Here is an 18262-nt window from a genome sequence, read left to right as displayed (position 1 = left end):
CGCCACGGCGTCGCCGGCCGGCACGTCGGTTGCTGGCCGCTCTGACCACGCTGACGACCGCCGTGGCGGCGATGGTCGGCGTCGTCGTCACCTCGGGCCCGGCCGTTGCCGCCACCAACCAGTTCCGGGGCATGAACTGGGCCGTCCTGGGCGACAACTTCAGCACCGGCCCCCTCGTGGTGCAGGGCCTGAGCGCGTCCGACAGCAACGCGACGGTACGGGCCAAGGCGAACGCCCTCTACGACGACATGGCCGCCACCATGGGGGTCAACACCGTCCGGCTGCCGATCAACACCCACACCGTCGGGACGGCCTGGTGGGAGGCCTACCGGGGGGCCATCGACGCCGCCACCGCCCGCGGGTTCAAGGTCATCCTGGCCTACTGGGAGGACGGTGCCGCCTCCGGCGGCAGGATCACCAACCTCGCCGCCTGGAACGCGATGTGGTCCACGGTGACCAACACCTACGGCACGAACCCCAACGTCTACTTCGAGCCGATGAACGAGCCGCACGGCTACAGCTCGGCGGAGTGGCGCAACGTCGCGGCCAACTGGCTCAGCTACCACTACTCGGCGGTGCCCGGCCGGGTGCTCATCGGCGGCACCGGCTTCAGCCAGGACCTGCGCGACATCTGCACCGACAGCCGCTTCAACGCGACGCTGCTGTCCTTTCACTACTACGCCTTCTTCTACGGCGAGATGACCTACGACGCCTTCCGGAGCCACATCCAGGCCCGCCTCGGCAACTGCGCCTCCCGCGCGGTCGCCACCGAGTTCGGCGCGCCCATGAACGACGGCCGCAACTACGCCGACGCCAACAGCACCGACAATTTCGTGCGCTACATCCGCGCCATGGCCCAGGTCATGCGCGACAACCAGATGGGCGGCACCTACTGGCCCGCCCTCGGTGGCAAGCCCGGCAGCATCGGCTACGATTGGTACTCGATGTACTCGCTCAGCGGGAGCGGCACCGACCTCAACCTGACCGTCCGCAACCCCTCCGGGGCCGACCGGATCCGGTACGGCTGGGGCGACGCCATCGGCAGCGACCCCACGACGCCGCCGCCGACGGGGACGTTCTACCGGGTCACCGTGCGGCACAGCGGCAAGGCGATGGACGTCCAGCAACCGAACACCGACAACGGCGCGCGCGTCGGCCAGTACACGTACGGCGGCAACGCGTGGCAGCAGTGGCAGTTCCAGGACGCCGGCAGCGGCTACTGGCGCATCGTCAGCCGGCACAGCGGCAGGTGCCTCGACGTGGTGGGCGCCTCCAGCGCCGACGGCGCCGAACTCATCCAGTACACCTGCGGCAGCGGCACCAACCAGCAGTTCCAGCTGGTCACGAACGGCAGCTACTTCCAGCTCCGGGCGCGGCACAGCGGCAAGTGCGTGGACGTGCCGGCCGCGTCGACGGCGGACGGTGTGGTCCTCAAGCAGTATCCGTGCAACACCGGCGCCAACCAGCAGTGGTCGCGCGCGGCAGTCTGACGACCGGCCGGGCCGGGCGCGCCGTCGCCGGGGCGGGAGTGACCGCACCGGAACGCCGGCGCGCCTTCCCGCCCCGCCCCTGACCTTGGAATACTCCCGACATGGCCAAGTTCGGACGCCGGTGGGCGTGGGTAGCGGTCCTCGTGCTCGGCGTAGCCCTCTACCTGCTGGTGCTGGCGACGCTCGTCGACACCCGGAACATCAACTTCATCCCGGCGCTCATCATGCTCGGCGCCTCCATCGCCCCCGCGACGTTCCTGACGTTCGCGCAGGGGCGCACGGGCCAGTGGCAGGTGCCCGGGTCGGTGATCGCGGCGGCGGCGTTCTTCGGCGGCATCATCGGGGTGGTCGCCGCCGGGTGGCTGGAGTACGACACCCTGCGCAGCCTCGGCGTCCTGCCGATGCTGTTCGTGGGGCTGATCGAGGAGACCGCCAAGCTGGTCGTCCCCGTGCTGATCCTGCTGCTCTGGTGGCCGCACCGCTCGGCCGGCAACGGCCTGGTCATCGGCGTGGCCAGCGGTGCCGGCTTCGCCGCCCTGGAAACCATGGGATACGCCTTCACCGCCCTCGTCCAGTCCCAGGGCAACCTCGGCGACGTCGAGCAGACGCTGCTCGTGCGCGGGCTGACCGCCCCCGCCGCCCACCTGTCCTGGACCGGCCTGACCGCAGGCGCGCTGTTCGCCCTCGCCGCCGCGCCCGGCGCGCGCCGGGTGCTCGTGTTCGGGGCGACGTTCGTCGCCGCGGTGGCGTTGCACGCCTGCTGGGACACCTTCGCCAGCCAGCTCGCGTACGTGCTCGTCGGCCTCGTCTCGCTGGGCTGGGTGCTGCTCCAGATGCACCTGTACCGACGGGCCGACACCCGGGCCCGGAGCGCGGCCCGGCCGACCGCCGGGTGACCACCGGCCGGCCGTGCTCCGCGCCGGTGCCGTACGGCGTCGACCCGTCGGGCGCGGTGCGCCTGCCCGCGTGATGCGCCTCCCGCTGGCGTGCCGGACTCATGCCGGGCTCTCATCGTCGTCCGGCCCGGCTCCGAGGTGCCGCTGCGACCGTGGCGGCGAGCACCCGGGCCACCCGGCCCGCCGCCCAGCACACTCCGAGGAGCAGCATGCGCAGTCGCCTCCTGACGGCGTTCGTCGTTTTGGCCGTGACCGCGGTCGTACCGCCGGCGAGCGCACAGCCGCGACCGTCGACCGCCCACGGCCCGAGCCACGAACCGATCGAGGTCGTCGCGACGATCCCCTTCCCCGGCGGGGTGGTTCCCCAGGACCCCAAGACCGGCGGCACCAACTTCAGCGCCGACCTGGCCCCCGACGGCCGGCACATCGTCACCACCTTCGCGCCCACCGAAGGGGAGAAGCAGGTCGGGGTGATGGACCTCGACGGGACCGACTTCCGCTGCATCACCTGCGGCAGGATGAAGTCGGCCTGGGGCCCCGACGTCTTCCCCGACCAACGGCGGATGCTGGTGCAGGTCCCCAGCCCGATCGACAGGTTGACGGACGCCCTGCCGGACGGGCTCAACCCGCTCTCCGCCGGCACCGGCGACCAGAGCTACGCGATCGTCGAGTGCCTGCCGAGCATCTACGACTGCCGCACCCTGCGCAGGCAACCGCTGGAGTTCCCCCGCAACTCCCTCCTTGAGGGGGCGCAGAACCGGACGGTGTCCGTCTCGCCGGACGGCAGGTACGTCAAGTGGGCGGAGATCCGGACGCTCCAGGGGTCGGTGATGGTCATCGGCCGGCTCCACTCCGACGGCGCGAAGTACACCGTGCGGGACCCGCTCGTGCTGAACCCGCCGTACCGTCTCGACTCGGACGTGGCCGCGTGGTCCGACGGCAGCCGCTACTACGAGACCGGCGCCTTCGCCGACGGCGGCCGGACCCTCAAGTACGGCACGGAGGGCACGGCGCTCAACTACGACATCTACGAGCTGGACCTGGCGACCGGGCGACGCACCCGCGTCACGACGGACCTCGACTACAACGAGCTGTACGCCGCCTCGCCCGACGGCGCGAGCCTCGCCTACAGCTCCGGTCGCGGCCTCGACCGGATGACCGTCTTCTCGCAGGTGACCCGGCCGCCGCTGATCGACCTGATGAGCTTCTCCCAGCTCGGCCGGATCGCGCTGTGGAACAACCGGCTGTGCATGAACGAGATGTGGCTCATGCCCCGGGGGACCCAGTCCGGCACCTACGGCGGGCAGCCCGTCGTCCCCGAGGACAACTGGCACATCCGTGGCTGGAGCTGGTTCGCCGACGGCACGAAGGCACTGGTCACCGAGTTCCGGGATCCGGCCGAGGCCACCCCGGTTGACCCCGCCGAGCGGGTCCGGCTCCAGATCCTGTCCTTCCCGAACCGGAAGCCGACCGTCCCTGAGCCGGTCGTCGATCTCGACACGGTCGACATGGCCGGCTGGGCGATCCCGTACGACCGCTACGTCGGGATGGGGGCCCACGCGGTGACCGACCGGACGATCGCGGGCAGCGCGGCCGGCACCGCCCGCGTCCGGTATCTCGGCACGTTCGCCGCCGGGTCGTGGACCGTCGACTACGACCACTACTCCGAGGACGGCGTCACCTTCCTCGACGGCTCGGAGAGCATGGCCACCCCCAGCCCGGTCGTCCTCGGCGTCTACCAGGCCGACCTGCGCCTCACCGGCAGCCGGCACGGCTACCTCCGGGCCGACCTCACCGTGCTGGGGCAGGACCGCTACCGGGGCAGCATCGAAAGCGAGGTCGACGGCAGGCGGCTCAGCGGCGTGCCCACGCAGGCGACGTGCCCCGGCGTACACCAGCCCGATCTGCGCCTCACCGCCACCGCCACCGCGGTCACGGCCGGCACCGCGCGGATCCGGGCGACGGTCGACAGCCGCGTGCTGGCCGACGCGGCGTACCGCCCGGTCGCCGGCGCCGTCGTCGAGGTCGCCGGGGTCACCGCGACGACGGCCACCGACGGCACCGTGTCGTTCGACGTGCCGGCCCGGTCGGGCGACGTGCTGCCGGTCCGGGCCGGCGCGGGCGGCTTCCGCCCGGCCGACGTGCGGGTGACCGCCGGGTGAGCCCGGTGGGGCCGGCCGACGGCCGCGCCGGCCCCACCGCCTGCGGGCGTGCCGTGGCCCTGCCGGTCGCGCCGCCGGGCCGGGAGGGCGTCGATCGTCGTCGATGTTGCCGGAACGCGTGCGGCGTGCTGGAATGGATCACATCGCCGCAGCACGGGGGCAACCGCGCTGGGAAACGGTGAGCACGGGAGCATCGCAGCGCCGGGAACGCGCCGCTTCGGCGGGCGCGCGCCGCCTCGCCGGGCCGATTCCGCGACGACGGGCAGGAGCCCCGTCGTCGGTGCCCTGTCCCGCCACGACCGAGACGTCCGGCCTCCGACCCGCCACGGGCGGCCGAGCTGCGGACGTCATGGAGGATGACCATGCGCAGTTACCTCGCGGTGCTCACCGCCGCCCTGATCCTCGGCAGCGCGGCCGGCAGCGTCCCGGCCGGCGCGTCGACCGCCTCCCCGCGGGCGTGCGACCGCGGCCTGCTCTTCTGCGAAGACTTCGAGCGGCTGCCCCCCGGCGGTCCCAGCACCCTGAAGTGGGGCGTCGACACCCGCAACGGCACGCTCACCGTCGAGCGGGCCCGCCACGGCAACCAGGTGCTGCACGTCCGCACCGTCGACAACGGGCGCGCCTTCCTGCGCGTCGACGACTTCGCCGCACCGGGCAACCGCTTCTTCGGCCGGATGCGCCTGCGCGTCGACGCCTTCCCCACGGCCCCCGACTGGGCGCACTTCACGCTGGTGGAGGCGACCGGCGCGGGCAGCTCGGAGGTCGTGCGCCCGGTCGGCGGCCAGTACGCGCCCACGGTGCCCGGCACCTTCTGGGGGGTGGGCGCCGACGGCGGCCCGACCGGCGACTGGACCAACTGGCGGGAGTCCGCCCCGGTCACCGAGGACACCTGGCAGTGCTTCGAGTGGGAGCTCGACCCGGCCGACAACCGCGTCGCGGTGTGGATCGACGGCGTGGCGAACCCGGAGCTGACCGCCTCCACGAACGACCACGGCGGCAACGACGTGCCCTTCGTCCTGCCGGCGGTCGACACGGTGAAGATCGGCTGGCAGCTCTACCAGGGCGGCACCACGCCGGGCGAGTTCGACCTCTGGATCGACGACATCGCCCTCTCCACCAACCGGCTCGGCTGCTGAGGCGAGTGGGGGCACTATCGTTCTGGCGTGCACATCCGCTTTGACGTACCTGCCGACCCCGGCTACCCGGGCCGCGTGGCCGCCGCGCTCAGCAGCGTCCGGCTGCGGAGGTACGGGCAGGTCGGCGCGGTGCTGCTGGTGGTCGGCGCGGTCGGGTTCGCCGTCTCGCGCGGGTCCGCGCGGGGCGAGCAGTTCTCGTCGCTGTGGCTGTCGCTGCTCGTGGGCGGCCTGCTGTCGATGCTGTACGCGCCGTGGGTGCGGTGGCGGGCCCGGCGGCGGTCCGGCCGCTACGCCGTCGAGGGCGGCTACGACATCACCGACGACAACATCATGATGCGGAGCGGCTCGGAGTCCGGCGGCATCGCGTGGGACGGGGTCGACCAGGTGCGGGTCACCCCGGAGTTCTGGATCGTGTACGTCGGCCGGATGCCGGCGACCGTGATCCCCCGGGGCCTGATGTCCGCCGAGGACGCCGAGACGCTGCGCGCCTTCATGGCCGCGCGCGGACTGCTCCAGGAGCGGTGACCCGTCCGCCGCGACGCGCCACGGCGGTCGCGGCGGACGGAGCGGGTTCCTGCCGGGATGCCCGCGCCGAGGTCGTGCCGAGGATGGGAATCGCGTCGGAGGTCGGTTTCCCTTTCGATCTCCCTGTGGCGTGATCGAAATTTCTCAGCAAACTCGGCGGAATAATTCATCGTGAGTTATCAATAGATGATCATTGATATAGTGACCTATCGGTGCGATGCTGGTGTAAAGCGCTCTTAACCCGATATTGAGCGCCGGAGAAGGAGGATGTGCAGTGTTTCCACACCAGTCCGATCGATCCGGTCGCCCCTCCCGGTCGGCGGTCCGTCGGTCCGTACAGGCGCTCGTCATGGTGTTCGCCATGCTGGCCGGCACGCTGACCTGGGCCGGCGCGGCCCAGGCGCACGGCACCATCGTCAGCCCGGCAACCCGCGCCTACCAGTGTTGGCAGGCCTGGGGAAGTCATCACACCGACCCGGCCATGCAGCAGCAGGACCCGATGTGCTACCAGGCGTTCCAGGCCAACCCGGACACCATGTGGAACTGGATGAGCGCGCTCCGGGACGGCCTCGGTGGCCAGTTCCAGGCCAAGACTCCCGACGGGCAGCTGTGCAGCAACGCCCTCAGCCGGAACGACAGCCTGAACCGGCCCGGTGCGTGGAAGGCGAGCAACATCAGTCGCAACTTCTCGGTCCAGCTCTACGACCAGGCCAGCCACGGCGCCGACTACTTCCGGGTCTACGTGAGCAAGCAGGGGTTCAACCCCACCACCCAGAGCCTCGGCTGGGGGAACCTCGACTTCATCACGCAGACCGGGCGCTACGCGCCGGCGCAGAACATCACGTTCAACGTCTCGACGTCCGGTTACACCGGCCGCCACATCGTGTTCGTCATCTGGCAGGCGTCGCACCTCGACCAGGCCTACATGTGGTGCAGTGACGTGAACTTCGTCTGATCGGCACGACCGGCGGCACCGGTACCGCTCCGACCCGAACGCCTCGGGCCGGAGCGGTGCCGGTGCCGCCGCGTGGCCGGACCCGGGCGCGCGACCACCCCGGGCTGAGTCGAGGATCAGGGTGGCGCGTCTGCGCGGATGGCAGACGCATCAATGTCTTGAGGCGATGGGAGCGCTCCCGTAACATACCTGACGCGGCTGTTAACGGTCACATACTCGGGCCACCACCAATTTCGAGCCGCCGTCCCATCAGGAGGATGCCTTATGGCAAGATCCAAAGCGACCAATGTCGGCGTGTTGTCCGCCGGCGTCGCGTTGCTGGCTTCGGCGACGGTCGCCGTGGCCTTGCCGGCCAACGCCGCAGCCGCCGGCTGTTCGGTGACCTATGCCGTGTCGTCCCAGTGGGGGGAGGGCTTCGGCGCCAACGTGTCGATCACGAACCTGGGCGACCCGGTGAGCAGTTGGACGCTGACGTGGTCCTATGGCGCGGGCCAGACGGTCACGCAGGCGTGGAACGCGACGGTCACCCAGAGTGGCGCCGCGGTCACCGCGAAGAACGTGAGCTACAACGGGTCGATCGCGACCAACGCCTCGGTGTCGTTCGGCTTCAACGGGTCCTGGTCGGGCAGCAACCCGGCGCCGACGAGCTTCGCCCTGAACGGCGTGGCGTGCAACGGCGGCACGACCCCCACGACCCCGCCGACGACGCCGCCGACCAACCCGCCGACGACCCCGCCGCCCACGACGCCCCCGCCGACCACCCCGCCGGCCTCCTGCGCGCTGCCGACGTCCTACCGGTGGTCGTCGACCGGCCCGCTGGCGCAGCCGAAGGCCGGCTGGGCGTCGCTGAAGGACTTCACCATCGCCCCCTACCAGGGCAAGCAGTTGGTGTACGCCACCACCCACAGCAGCAGCGCCACCGGCGGCTGGGGTTCGATGAACTTCGGCCTGGTCGACAACCTCAACCAGCTCGGCTCGGCCCCCCAGAACACCATGAGCCAGAGCACCGTGGCACCGTCGCTGTTCTACTTCGCGCCGAAGAACATCTGGGTCCTCGCCCACCAGTGGGGTCCGACGTCGTTCTCGTACCGCACGTCGACCAACCCGGCCAACGCCAACGGCTGGTCGGCCCCGCAGCCCCTGTCGACCGCGACGATCACCGGTTCCAGCACCGGTGTGATCGACCAGACGATCATCGGCGACGACCAGAACATGTACCTGTTCTTCGCCGGTGACAACGGCAAGATCTACCGTCAGATCATGCCGATCGGGAACTTCCCGGGCAGCTTCGGCTCCAGCTACACGACCATCATGAGCGACACCTCGGAGAACATCTTCGAGGCGCCGCAGGTCTACAAGGTGCAGGGCCGCAACCAGTACCTGATGATCATCGAGGCCAGGACCAGTTCCTGGGAGCGCTACTTCCGCTCGTTCACGGCGACCAGCCTGAGCGGCACCTGGACGCCGAACGCGACGACCTACAACAACCCGTTCGCGGGCAAGGCCAACAGCGGCGCCACCTGGACCAACGACATCAGCCACGGCGAGCTGCTGCGCACCAGCGCGGATCAGACGAACACGATCGACCCGTGCAACCTGCAGCTGCTCTACCAGGGTCGTTCCCCCAGCTCGAGCGGCGACTACGGCCTCCTGCCGTACCGGCCGGGTCTGCTGACCCTGCAACGCTGACCGCGTGAACCGACGCTGACGGCGTGAGTTCGATCGAGCGGCGGGTCCGGCACAGGCCGGGCCCGCCGCATCGTCGTGGTGGTCCACGGCGACCGCGTCGCCGGGCTTCCTCACCCTGCCCGCATGCGGGATGATCGATGGATGTTGGACCCCGCAGTCCTGCGCCGGCTCGACGCCCTCCTCGCCGCCGACGACCAACAGCGGGCCGCGCGCTATCCGGGTCTCCCTCCGGCTGGCCAGCCCGTGCACACCGTCTACGTGCCGGCCGACCGGTACGGTCCGCACACCGTCGACGAGTGGCGGACCGCCGCGCTCGCGGCACTGGACGGGCACGGCCCGTTGCCCGGCGTCGCCGACGCGCTGGCCGCCCGGGTCCGCGCCAAGCTCGCCGCCGAGCCGATCGAGGACCTGCGGATCGACTTCGAGGACGGGTACGGCGTCCGGGGTGACGCCGAGGAGGACGCCGCCGTCCGGGCCGCCGCCACCGCGCTCGCCCGGGGGCCGGTCACCCGCCACGTCGGGCTGCGGATCAAGTCGCTGGAGCCGGCGACGCGCCGCCGGGCGGTACGCACCCTCGACCTCTTCCTCGACGCGCTGCTGCGCCACCGGCCCCTGCCCGACGGCTTCCGGGTGACCCTGCCGAAGGTGACGTCGCTGCCCCAGGTCGAGGCGATGGTGCAGCTCTGCACCGAGCTGGAGGCCGCCCACGGGCTGTCGCTCCTGCGCTTCGAGATCCAGGTGGAGACCCCGCAGGCCGTGCTCGGCGCCGACGGCACCGCGACCGTCGCCCGGATGGTGCACGCCGCCGCCGGACGCTGCGTGGGGCTGCACTACGGCACCTACGACTACTCGGCCGCGCTGGGTGTCGCCGCCGGCCAGCAGAGCCTGGAGCATCCGGTGGCCGACCACGCCAAGGCGGTGCTCCAGGTGGCGGCGGCCGGCACCGGGGTCGCGGTCAGCGACGGGTCGACCAACGTGCTGCCGACCGGCGACCGCGCGGCGGTGCACGCCGGCTGGGCGCTGCACCTGCGGCTGGTCCGCCGGTCCCTGGAACGCGGCCTCTACCAGGGCTGGGACCTGCACCCCGGGCAACTGCCCACCCGATTCGCGGCGACCTTCGCCTTCTATCGGGACGGGCTGCCCGCGGCCGCCGCCCGGCTGCGGGCGTACCTCGACCGGGTCGACAGCGGCATCCTCGACGAGCCGGCCACCGCCCGGGCGCTCGCCGGATTCCTGCTGCGCGGGCTCGACTGCGGGGCGCTGGACGACGCCGAGGTGTCCGGCCCGGCCGGCGTCGCCCGGTCCCACCTGCACGAGATTGCCGGTGGCCGGCCGATGAGTTTGGGATGATGCGCCGGTCTGCCTGCCGAATCACCTGATCTGAAGGGGGCATCCGATGGCAAAGGTCATCTCCACGCTCTTCATCTCCGCCGACGGGGTGGCCGAGATCGATCCCGACTGGCACATGCCGTATTTCGACGAGAACATGGGCCGCGCCGTCGGCGAGGACTACGACGCCGCCGACGTGCTGCTCATCGGCCGCGAGACCTACGACAGCTTCGCCGGTGCCTGGCCCGACCGCGAGGCCGCAGGCGGTGACGACGCGCCGTTCGCCAAGCAGCTCGGGGACATGCGCAAGGTGGTCGTCTCCCGTCAGCCGCTGGAGTTCTCCTGGCGCAACTCGGAGCTGGTCGACGGCGATCTCGTCGACGCGGTCGCCGCCCTCAGGGCCGACGCCGGCGTCCGGGGCATCCTCATCCCCGGGTCGATCTCCGTGGTGCAGCAGCTGCTCGCCGCGGGGCTGGTCGACGAGCTGCGACTGCTGGTGCATCCGGTGGCGGCGCGCAAGGGGCGCAGGCTGTTCGACGAGGGCGACGCGCCGTACCACCTGAGGGTGACGGCGACGGAGGCGTATCCGACCGGCGTGCTCCGGGTGATCTACGCCCCGACCACGACGCCCGGGAAGGTCGGCTACGACGAGGTCAAGGACCAGGTGCCCGCCGGGAGGTAGCGCGGACGGGGCGCGGTCAGCGGCTCCGGCGGCCCGGGAAGGCCGGTCGGCTGGGCCGCCCGGCGCCGCGCCCCGCGGCCGGCCGCGAAGCCCGGGGCGGCTGCGGGGCCTGGGGCGGCTGCGGGGCGCGCCGTCGGTCGACGAGGTTCCAGTGCGAACGCTCGTAGAGCGCGATCCCGGCGCAGACGGAGACGTTCAGCGACTCCGCGGCCGGGTTGATGGGGATCGACACCGTGTGGCTGGCGATGCTCTCGAAGGAGCTCGACGTGCCGGTCTTCTCGCTGCCGAGCAGGAGGCCGAGCTGCTCGTCGGCGTCGCGCAGGTCGCCGACCGCGAGGTCGCCCTCGGTGTCGAAGGCGATCAGCGGCACACCGGTGCGTCGGAAGTGGTCGATCGCGTCGGCGCGAGACGCGAGCACGATCGGGAGCGAGAAGACGTAGCCCCGGCTGGCCCGGACCAGGCGTCGGTCCGCGATGGTGGTGAGATCGCTGTCCACGAGCACGATGCCGCCGGCGCCGAGCGCGAAGGACGTGCGCACGATGGCGCCGATGTTGCCGACGATCTTCACGCCGTCGAGGACGACGATGTCGCCCGTCGTGCGGGCCAGCTCGTCGAAGCTCCACGGCCTCGGCACCCGGGCGATCCCGAACGCCTTGGGCTTCTTGTCCGTCTTGAACAGGTCGTTCATGATCGGGGCCCCGACCAGACGGACCGGGATGTCCCGCTGCCGGCAGGCCGCGAGCACCTCGCCAGGGACGGGGGCGGTCTCCACCCCGTAGACCTCGATGAACTCCAGCCCGGCGCGGATGCACTCCACGAGCGGCTCGGCGTCCTCGATGAGCACGGTGCGGACGACGGATCGCGAGTGCTTGGTGACGTCGGCGATCCGCTGCACGGCCGGATCCGACCGGTCGGTGATGACGTCGGGGCTTACCACGAATCGACCCTAACAGAGCCGTGATCGGCCCCCGTCCGTGCTGGACCGGCGCGGGTCCGCCGCCGGTCACGCCGGTGCCGCCGGGTCGCTTGCGTCGGGCGTCCACCGCCACTAACGTACAACCATATGGTTGTAGAAGTGGTGACCGGGGAGCATGCCGACCGCATCTTCCACGCCCTCGCGGACGCCACCCGGCGCGACATCGTCGCCCGGGTCATCCGCCACGCGGAGTCCGTCTCGGCGCTCGCCCGGCACTACCCGATGAGCTTCGCGGCCGTGCAGAAGCACGTCGCGGTGCTCGAACGGGCCTCGCTCGTGACGAAGGAGAGGCGGGGGAGGGAGCAGATCGTGCACGCGGACATGACCGTGCTCCGCCGGGCCGCCCGGCTCCTCGACGCGTACGAGGAGATCTGGCGGGAACGTGTGGCCCGCATCGACCAGCTGATCGCCGAAGACTGAGAGAGGGAACCGAACATGCCCGTGACGAGCATCCAGAAGGACGTCGAGGCGTTGACCCTGACCTTCGTCGCCGAGTTCGACGCCGGGGTCGAGCGCGTGTGGCAGGTGTGGGCGGACGCCCGCCAGCTGGAGCGGTGGTGGGGGCCGCCGACCTGGCCGGCCACGTTCGAGCAGCACGACTTCGTGGTGGGCGGCTGGTCCCACTACTACATGACCGGCCCGGAGGGGGAGAAGGCGCGCGGCTGGTGGCGGATCACCGCGCTCGACGCGCCGCACCGGCTGGAGTTCGACGACGGCTTCTCGGACGAGCACGGCAACCCGACCGACGCCGACCGGCCGACCCGCGCCGTCGCCACGCTGACGGCCGACGGCGCGCGCACCCGGCTGACGCTGGTCACCCGGTTCGCCGACGCCGACCAGCTTGAGCGGATGGTGAACATGGGCATGGAGGAGGGGCTCCGCGAGGCCCTGGGCCAGATCGACGGCCTGCTCGCCGACACCGGGCGCTGACCCGGCCCGGTGGGGCGGCCGGTGTCGCGGTCGCGGGGGAACCGCGTCGGCGTGTCGCCCACCGGAAGCCGTCGGAGCTCCCCGGTCAGGTCGCCTGGTTGCGGGGTGACCGGGGAGCATCCCGGACGGGCCTGGTCACCTGCTTCGACACGCAGGCCGGCAGACCCACCGTGCTGAGTGCCGCGCGCTGCCGGTAGCTGCTGGGCGGCATCCCCACCAGCTCCGCGAAGCGGGTGCTGAAGGTGCCCAGCGACGCGCAGCCGACCGCGAAACAGACCTCGGTGACGCTGAGATCGCCGCGGCGCAACAGGGCCATCGCGCGCTCGATGCGCCGCGTCATCAGGTAGGAGTACGGCGACTCGCCGTAGGCGAGGCGGAACTGGCGGCTGAGGTGCCCGGCCGACATGTTCGCCCCCCGGGCGAGCGCTTCCACGTCCAGCGGCTGGGCGTAGTCCCGGTCGATCCGGTCGCGGACCCGCCGCAGCCGCGCGAGGTCACGCAGGCGCTGGGCTTCGGCGGCACCGCTGGTCACCCCCGGGATCATGCCACCCCGCCCGCACCGCGACGAAAGACCCTGGCGTGGGCACCGTCATCTCCTGCGGTCGCTGCCTCCCAGCGTCGATCGGTGACGTAGAGTGGCTGTCTCGCTGGACGGCCCACCCCACCGGACTCCCTTTGCTCTGCACCCACCTGCGCAACAGCCACGTAGCGTCATCGGCCGTCGCGGCCTTGATCGTCCGTGCTCTGGTGTGAGCGCTGGTCGGGCGAGGTGCTGCGCCGATGGGTGCAGAGCAAAGCAGTCGAGGGCGTCGGTGGGGGCCGGAGGAGAATCACGAAGAGTCAGGTCGACGGCCGCAGGGTGCGGCTCCGCGATCATCACGGGGAGTGCCCGAGGTCTGCCGGGTTCCGCGGCCCACCGGGGCCGCCCAGCCGGGAGGGCCCGGCCGTTCGGCCGGGCCCCGGTGGCCGACGGACACCCGGGTCAGGGCGTGGCCACCTGGATCCGCACCGGCACGGAGTCCACGCCGACCAGCCCGGCCGAGTCGAAGACCTCCAGCCACACCGACCAGGTGGTGACGTTGCCCGTGCCCAGGCCCAGCTCCGCGCTGAAGCCGGCGCAGCTCTTCGGCAGGACGATGTCGTCGACCGGGCCGCCGGTGGGCACCGCGCTGCCCTGGCAGAGCACCTTCTTGACGCCGCCGTCGCCGTACGCGGTCCACCGGTAGCGGGTCCCCGCGACCGTCCCGTCCTCCACGTCGGTGGCCGTGCCGGCGAACGCGACGAGCTTCGGCTTGCCGTCGATCGCCGTCAGGTCCTGCGCCGCCGCCGGCTTGCTGATCGTGGCGGTCGGCCGGTGCTGCCCGGGTAGCAGCGCGGTGACCGTGAAGCTGCGCTGCGCGCTCGCGCCGCCGGCCGTGAACGTCGCCGTGTACGACCCCGCCGTGACCTTGCCCGCCGGCAGGAGCGCCAGGTGCCCGGTCTGCTGGTGGACCACCGTCCCGCCCCGCCGGACCGTCCAGGACGCCTTGGCGTCGGGCACCGGCCCGAAGGCGTCCGGGTCGTTGGAGGTGCCCACCAGGCTGACCGACTGGCCCGGGGCGAGCGTCAGCCCGACCGGAGGCGAGACGATGGCCGCGGTCGTCGGGCTGTCCACCACCGTGACGGAGACGGTCGCCGAGCCGGTGCGCCCGAGGCCGTCGGTGGCCTTGGCGGTGATGACGTGGGTGCCGGGCGACAGCGACGACACGAACGTCTGCGACTCGTGGCCCAGCACACCGTCGAGGCTGCTGATCCAGGTGATCGGGAGCTGCTTGCCGAGGAAGTCGGTCGCCTTGCCCCACAGGTCGACCGACTGGCCCACCCCGACGTGCTGTCCGGTCGTCGGCGCGCTGATGCTCACCGCGGGCTCGTCGACCTCGACGCCCAGCGCCTTGGCCACGGCGGCCAGGGCGTCGACCCGGCGCTGGCTGCCCGTCACCTTGGCGCCGAGCCCGCCGACGTGCGCGGTGTCGTTGAGGATGTCCCGGACCTGCGCGGCGGTCAGGCTCGGGTCGGCGGCCATCACCAGCGCGGCGACGCCGCCCACGAACGGCGCGGCGACGCTCGTGCCGCAGGCGTCGGACCGGGTCTCGTTGACGGCCGGCTTGCCGGGGTCCTTGAGCCCCATGACGCAGTAGGGGCCGTAGATCTCCACCGAGGTGGTCAGGTCGCTGGTGCCGAAGTTCGACTTGTTCGCCAGCGTCGCGTCCGTCCTCATGCCGCCCACGCACATGACGTGGGTGCTCTCGCACGGCACGTAGAGGGTGTCTCCGTCGATGTTCGCGGCGTCGTTGCCGGCGGACGAGACGATCAGCGCTCCGGTGTCGCGGACGTGCTTCATCCGCCGGTCGGTCCACGTGCTGGCGTGGGACTTGCCGAGGTTCACGTCGCGGGTGAAGCTCAGGTTGACCACGTCCGGGTGGCTCGCCTCGGCGGCCTTCTCCAGCCGGCGCAGCACCGTCCAGTAGTCGATGCCGTTGCGCACGGCGACCAGCTCGTCGACCACCGGCCCGGCCGGCCCGGCGGTGCCGTAGCCGTTGTCGACCCGGCCCATCGCGGCGAGCACCACGTCCGTGGCGTGCCACGGGCAGGGATTGCCGCCCGTGCAGTCGTTGGTGTTGGTCTTGCCCCACTCCACCGAGTGCAGGGACACCTTGGTCGGGAAGTCGGGGTTGGACTGGAACCCGCCGTCCTGCACCAGGTACTTCACCTGCTTGGTCAGCTTGCCCTTGGCCTCCAGCAGCTGCCAGGCGGGCGCGACCCCGATGTCCATCGCGCCGCCGTACTCCATGAACATCCAGTCGAAGACGTTGTTGGTGATGTCGGGGGCCTCGTAGACCTCGCCGTCGACGATGCCGGTCGGCTCCACCAGCCAGTCGAGGACCAGCTCGGTCCCCGCCCGCCACTCGGCGGCGGCGAGCGCGAGCAGCCGCAGCGCCCGCTCGTCGCCGACGCGGTAGGTGCCGGACTGGCCCGGCTCGGCGGCCCGCAGGTCGTCCACCAGCTTGGCCGGGTCGGCGCGGTCGGCGTCCACCCGGACCAGGTGGTCCTGCCCCTGCTCGTCGGGTGCGAACGAGTCGAGCACCTGACCGCCCCACCGGGTCAGGAAGGCGTCCAACTCGGCCTGGTCGGCGACCCGCACCATCACCTCGTCGAGCACCAGGCCGGCGGGCGAACCGTCGGGTCCGGCCACCACCCCGAGCTCCCGGTCGGTGCCGAGCCGGCCCACGGGGTCGATCGGCAGCCGGGGAGCGGGCAGCCCCGGGTCGATCCGGACGGCCAGCGGCTCGCCACGGGTGCCGGCGGGCGTCGCGGCCGGGCCGGCGGGCGTCGACGCGGTCGGGCCGGCTGACCCCGGGGCGGTGGGTCCGGCCGCCGTCGGCGCGGCGACGGCGGCGGGCCCGGTGGTCGTGACGATGCCGGCGGCGAGCGCCGCCGCCACGACGGTGGCCAGGGTCCGGCGCGGGCCGCCGGCGGGGCGGCGGACGGGTGGCGTCGGTGTCATGAGCGTCTCCTCGGTGGCTGCGGTGCGCTGACACCGGTGGGAGCACGGGCGGGTCGGCATGCCAACAGAAACGCACCGGGATTTATCTTTTCCGTTCTACTGGACCGGTCGGAGAACGGTGGGAGCACGGATGGACACGGCGGCACAGGACGACAGGGCGCTCGTCGAGGCGGTGCGCCGGGGCGACCGGGCCGGCCTGGAGGGCATGTACCGGCGGTACGCCGACCGGCTCTACACGTACGCGCGGGTGCTGGTGCGCGAGCCGGAGGCCGCCGCGGACGTCGTCCACGACGCGTTCCTCACCGCCAGCCAGCGCATCGACCAGCTCCGTGACCCCGACCGGCTGCGCCCCTGGCTGTACGCGATCGTGCGCAACGAATGCCTGCGGCAGCTGCGGGAGCGGTCCCGCTCCTCGGCGCTGGAGGAGGCGGGCGACCCGGTGGCCGACACCGTCGACCCGGGCGCCGGGGTCAACGCCGACCAGGTGCGGGAGCTCGTGCACAGCGCGACGGCGGCGCTCAACCCGGGCGACCGCGAGGTGGTGCACCTGGCGATCCGGCACGACCTGTCCCCCGTCGACATCGGCGCGGCGCTCGGGGTGCCCGCCAACCACGCCCACGCCCGGCTGTCCCGGGCCCGGTCGCAGCTCGAACGGGCGCTCGGCGCGCTGCTCGTCGCGCGCAGCGGCTCCCGGGACTGCGCGGCGCTCGCCGGGTTGCTCGACGGCTGGCAGGGGCGGCTCACCCCGACCCTGCGCAAGCGGGTCGCCCGGCACATCGACGGCTGCGCCGCCTGCGGGCTGCTCCGGCGCGAGCAGCTCAACCCGGCGGCGCTGCTCTCCGCGTACACGGCTCCGGGGTTCCTGGTCGTCGCCGACACGGTGTGGCCGAGACTGGCCGACTCGGCGTGGCCGGGTTCGGTCGACGGCGGGCCGGCGGAGGCGGCCGACGGCGGGGTGACCGGGGCGGCCGACGGCGGGTCCGGGGCGTCCGCCGACGCGGCGACCGCATCGCCGCCGGCACCGGTCGAGCCCGCCGGCCCGTCGCAGCCGGCCGGGCCGGACGGTGGGCCGCAGCCGGCCGGGCCGGCGGAGGGCGCGGCGTCGGCGGAGGGCGCGCACACCGCGAGGTCGACGGAGCGGCCCGCCGCCCGGCCCGCCACCGCGCTGGCCGGGGGCGGCGCGGCGGCTCCGCGGGCCGGGTCGGAGTCTCCGCGTACGGCGTCGCGGTCCCGGCGGCGGCGTCGGCTGGCGGCGAGCGCCGGGCTGCTGGTGCTGCTCGCCGCGGCCGGCACCTGGGCGCTGGGGCCCGGTCGCCCGGCAGCCGACCGGGTGGCGGCGACCTCCGGCGCGGGTGCCGACGGACCGGCGACGCCCCGGTCGGGGCCGGTGGGCTCGGCGGGCCCGACCGACGCCGCCGCGCCCGGCGGTTCCGGGGCCCCGGCGGGGCCGGGACCCGGGCCGGACGGCACCGGCGGCATGCCCACCGGTGCGGTCCCGCCCGGTGCGCCGCCGCCCGGCGCGACCGGTCCGGTCTCCGGTCCGGTCTCCGGGCCCGGACCGACGGCTTCGCCGACCGGATCGCCGGTCGCGCCGCGGCCGACGGGCACGCCGAAGCTGGCCACGGCGTTCACGCTGCGGGCGAGCGCGCACGTGCGCTGCGGGGCGGACACCTACACGCTGGTCGTGCAGGCCACCGGCAGCGCCGCGATCGAGGCGGCCCAGGTGCGTTGGACCGCGTCCGACGGGACCGCGTCGAGCCGGGCCATGACCGTGGACGGGTCGGCGGCGCGGGCGAGCGTGGGCCAGCTCCGCGCGTCGGCCCTGACCTGGACGGTGCGGGCGACCGCCGCCGACGGCCGCACCGCGCAGAGCCCGTCCTACCGGGTCACCGATCCGTGCCTGCGGCCGGGCTAGCGGGGCGGAGTCGACGCGACCCCGCTCCGCCCG

At 72.8% G+C, this 18262-nt stretch carries 15 protein-coding genes; 12 read left to right on the top strand and 3 right to left on the bottom strand.

Annotated elements, in window-relative coordinates:
- The first annotated feature begins 29 nt into the window (after positions 1 to 29).
- From O7633_RS17580 to O7633_RS17540, 9 genes are all read left to right on the top strand, one after another.
- On the top strand, positions 30 to 1490 hold the full coding sequence (locus O7633_RS17580; protein ID WP_282323186.1) for an RICIN domain-containing protein: 1461 nt from the start codon (positions 30 to 32) through the stop codon (positions 1488 to 1490).
- Between the two features lie 101 nt (positions 1491 to 1591).
- Complete coding sequence (locus O7633_RS17575) at positions 1592 to 2386, top strand: PrsW family glutamic-type intramembrane protease (RefSeq protein ID WP_282323185.1); 795 nt, start codon at positions 1592 to 1594, stop codon at positions 2384 to 2386.
- 209 nt (positions 2387 to 2595) lie between these two features.
- Positions 2596 to 4548 carry a hypothetical protein gene (locus tag O7633_RS17570; protein WP_282323184.1) on the top strand — a complete coding sequence of 651 codons (1953 nt, stop codon included), beginning with the start codon at positions 2596 to 2598 and terminating at the stop codon, positions 4546 to 4548.
- A gap of 362 nt (positions 4549 to 4910) precedes the next feature.
- On the top strand, positions 4911 to 5684 hold the full coding sequence (locus O7633_RS17565) for a hypothetical protein (RefSeq protein WP_278130081.1): 774 nt from the start codon (positions 4911 to 4913) through the stop codon (positions 5682 to 5684).
- 27 nt (positions 5685 to 5711) lie between these two features.
- Positions 5712 to 6209, top strand: a complete 498-nt coding sequence (locus O7633_RS17560) for a YcxB family protein (RefSeq protein WP_178066782.1) — start codon at positions 5712 to 5714, stop codon at positions 6207 to 6209.
- A 349-nt stretch (positions 6210 to 6558) separates the two neighbouring features.
- Positions 6559 to 7164, top strand: coding sequence for a lytic polysaccharide monooxygenase (locus O7633_RS17555; protein ID WP_178067926.1), 606 nt, complete (start codon positions 6559 to 6561; stop codon positions 7162 to 7164).
- 264 nt (positions 7165 to 7428) lie between these two features.
- Complete coding sequence (locus O7633_RS17550) at positions 7429 to 8853, top strand: non-reducing end alpha-L-arabinofuranosidase family hydrolase (RefSeq protein WP_282323183.1); 1425 nt, start codon at positions 7429 to 7431, stop codon at positions 8851 to 8853.
- Between the two features lie 141 nt (positions 8854 to 8994).
- On the top strand, positions 8995 to 10203 hold the full coding sequence (locus O7633_RS17545) for an aldolase/citrate lyase family protein (protein ID WP_282323182.1): 1209 nt from the start codon (positions 8995 to 8997) through the stop codon (positions 10201 to 10203).
- A 46-nt stretch (positions 10204 to 10249) separates the two neighbouring features.
- Positions 10250 to 10864, top strand: a complete 615-nt coding sequence (locus O7633_RS17540; RefSeq protein WP_282323181.1) for a dihydrofolate reductase family protein — start codon at positions 10250 to 10252, stop codon at positions 10862 to 10864.
- A 16-nt stretch (positions 10865 to 10880) separates the two neighbouring features.
- Here the strand turns inward: O7633_RS17540 and nshR are convergent, their stop codons facing one another.
- Positions 10881 to 11801, bottom strand: a complete 921-nt coding sequence (gene nshR / locus O7633_RS17535; RefSeq protein ID WP_282323180.1) for an NshR/TsnR family 23S rRNA methyltransferase — start codon at positions 11799 to 11801, stop codon at positions 10881 to 10883.
- Between the two features lie 141 nt (positions 11802 to 11942).
- On the opposite strand from nshR, the gene O7633_RS17530 reads away from it, so the two are divergent.
- A complete protein-coding gene (locus tag O7633_RS17530) occupies positions 11943 to 12260 on the top strand; it encodes a helix-turn-helix domain-containing protein (RefSeq protein WP_256095454.1) in 318 nt (105 codons plus the stop codon).
- A 15-nt stretch (positions 12261 to 12275) separates the two neighbouring features.
- Positions 12276 to 12770 (top strand): SRPBCC domain-containing protein, encoded by a 495-nt coding sequence (locus O7633_RS17525; protein WP_282323179.1) that lies wholly within the window; start codon positions 12276 to 12278, stop codon positions 12768 to 12770.
- 85 nt (positions 12771 to 12855) lie between these two features.
- Here the strand turns inward: O7633_RS17525 and O7633_RS17520 are convergent, their stop codons facing one another.
- Entirely contained in the window at positions 12856 to 13314 is a 459-nt protein-coding gene (locus O7633_RS17520) for a helix-turn-helix transcriptional regulator (RefSeq protein WP_282323178.1), read from the bottom strand.
- A gap of 438 nt (positions 13315 to 13752) precedes the next feature.
- Positions 13753 to 16314 (bottom strand): S8/S53 family peptidase, encoded by a 2562-nt coding sequence (locus O7633_RS17515; RefSeq protein WP_282323177.1) that lies wholly within the window; start codon positions 16312 to 16314, stop codon positions 13753 to 13755.
- Positions 16315 to 16444: 130 nt separating this feature from the next.
- Between O7633_RS17515 and O7633_RS17510 the strand changes: the two genes are divergently transcribed.
- Complete coding sequence (locus tag O7633_RS17510; RefSeq protein ID WP_282323176.1) at positions 16445 to 18229, top strand: sigma-70 family RNA polymerase sigma factor; 1785 nt, start codon at positions 16445 to 16447, stop codon at positions 18227 to 18229.
- The last annotated feature ends 33 nt before the right edge of the window (positions 18230 to 18262 follow it).

Source organism: Micromonospora sp. WMMD712 (assembly GCF_029581295.1).
GTDB lineage: Bacteria > Actinomycetota > Actinomycetes > Mycobacteriales > Micromonosporaceae > Micromonospora > Micromonospora carbonacea.
Note: the sequence above shows the minus strand (reverse complement) of the source record. Positions and strands in the feature narration are given on the sequence as shown.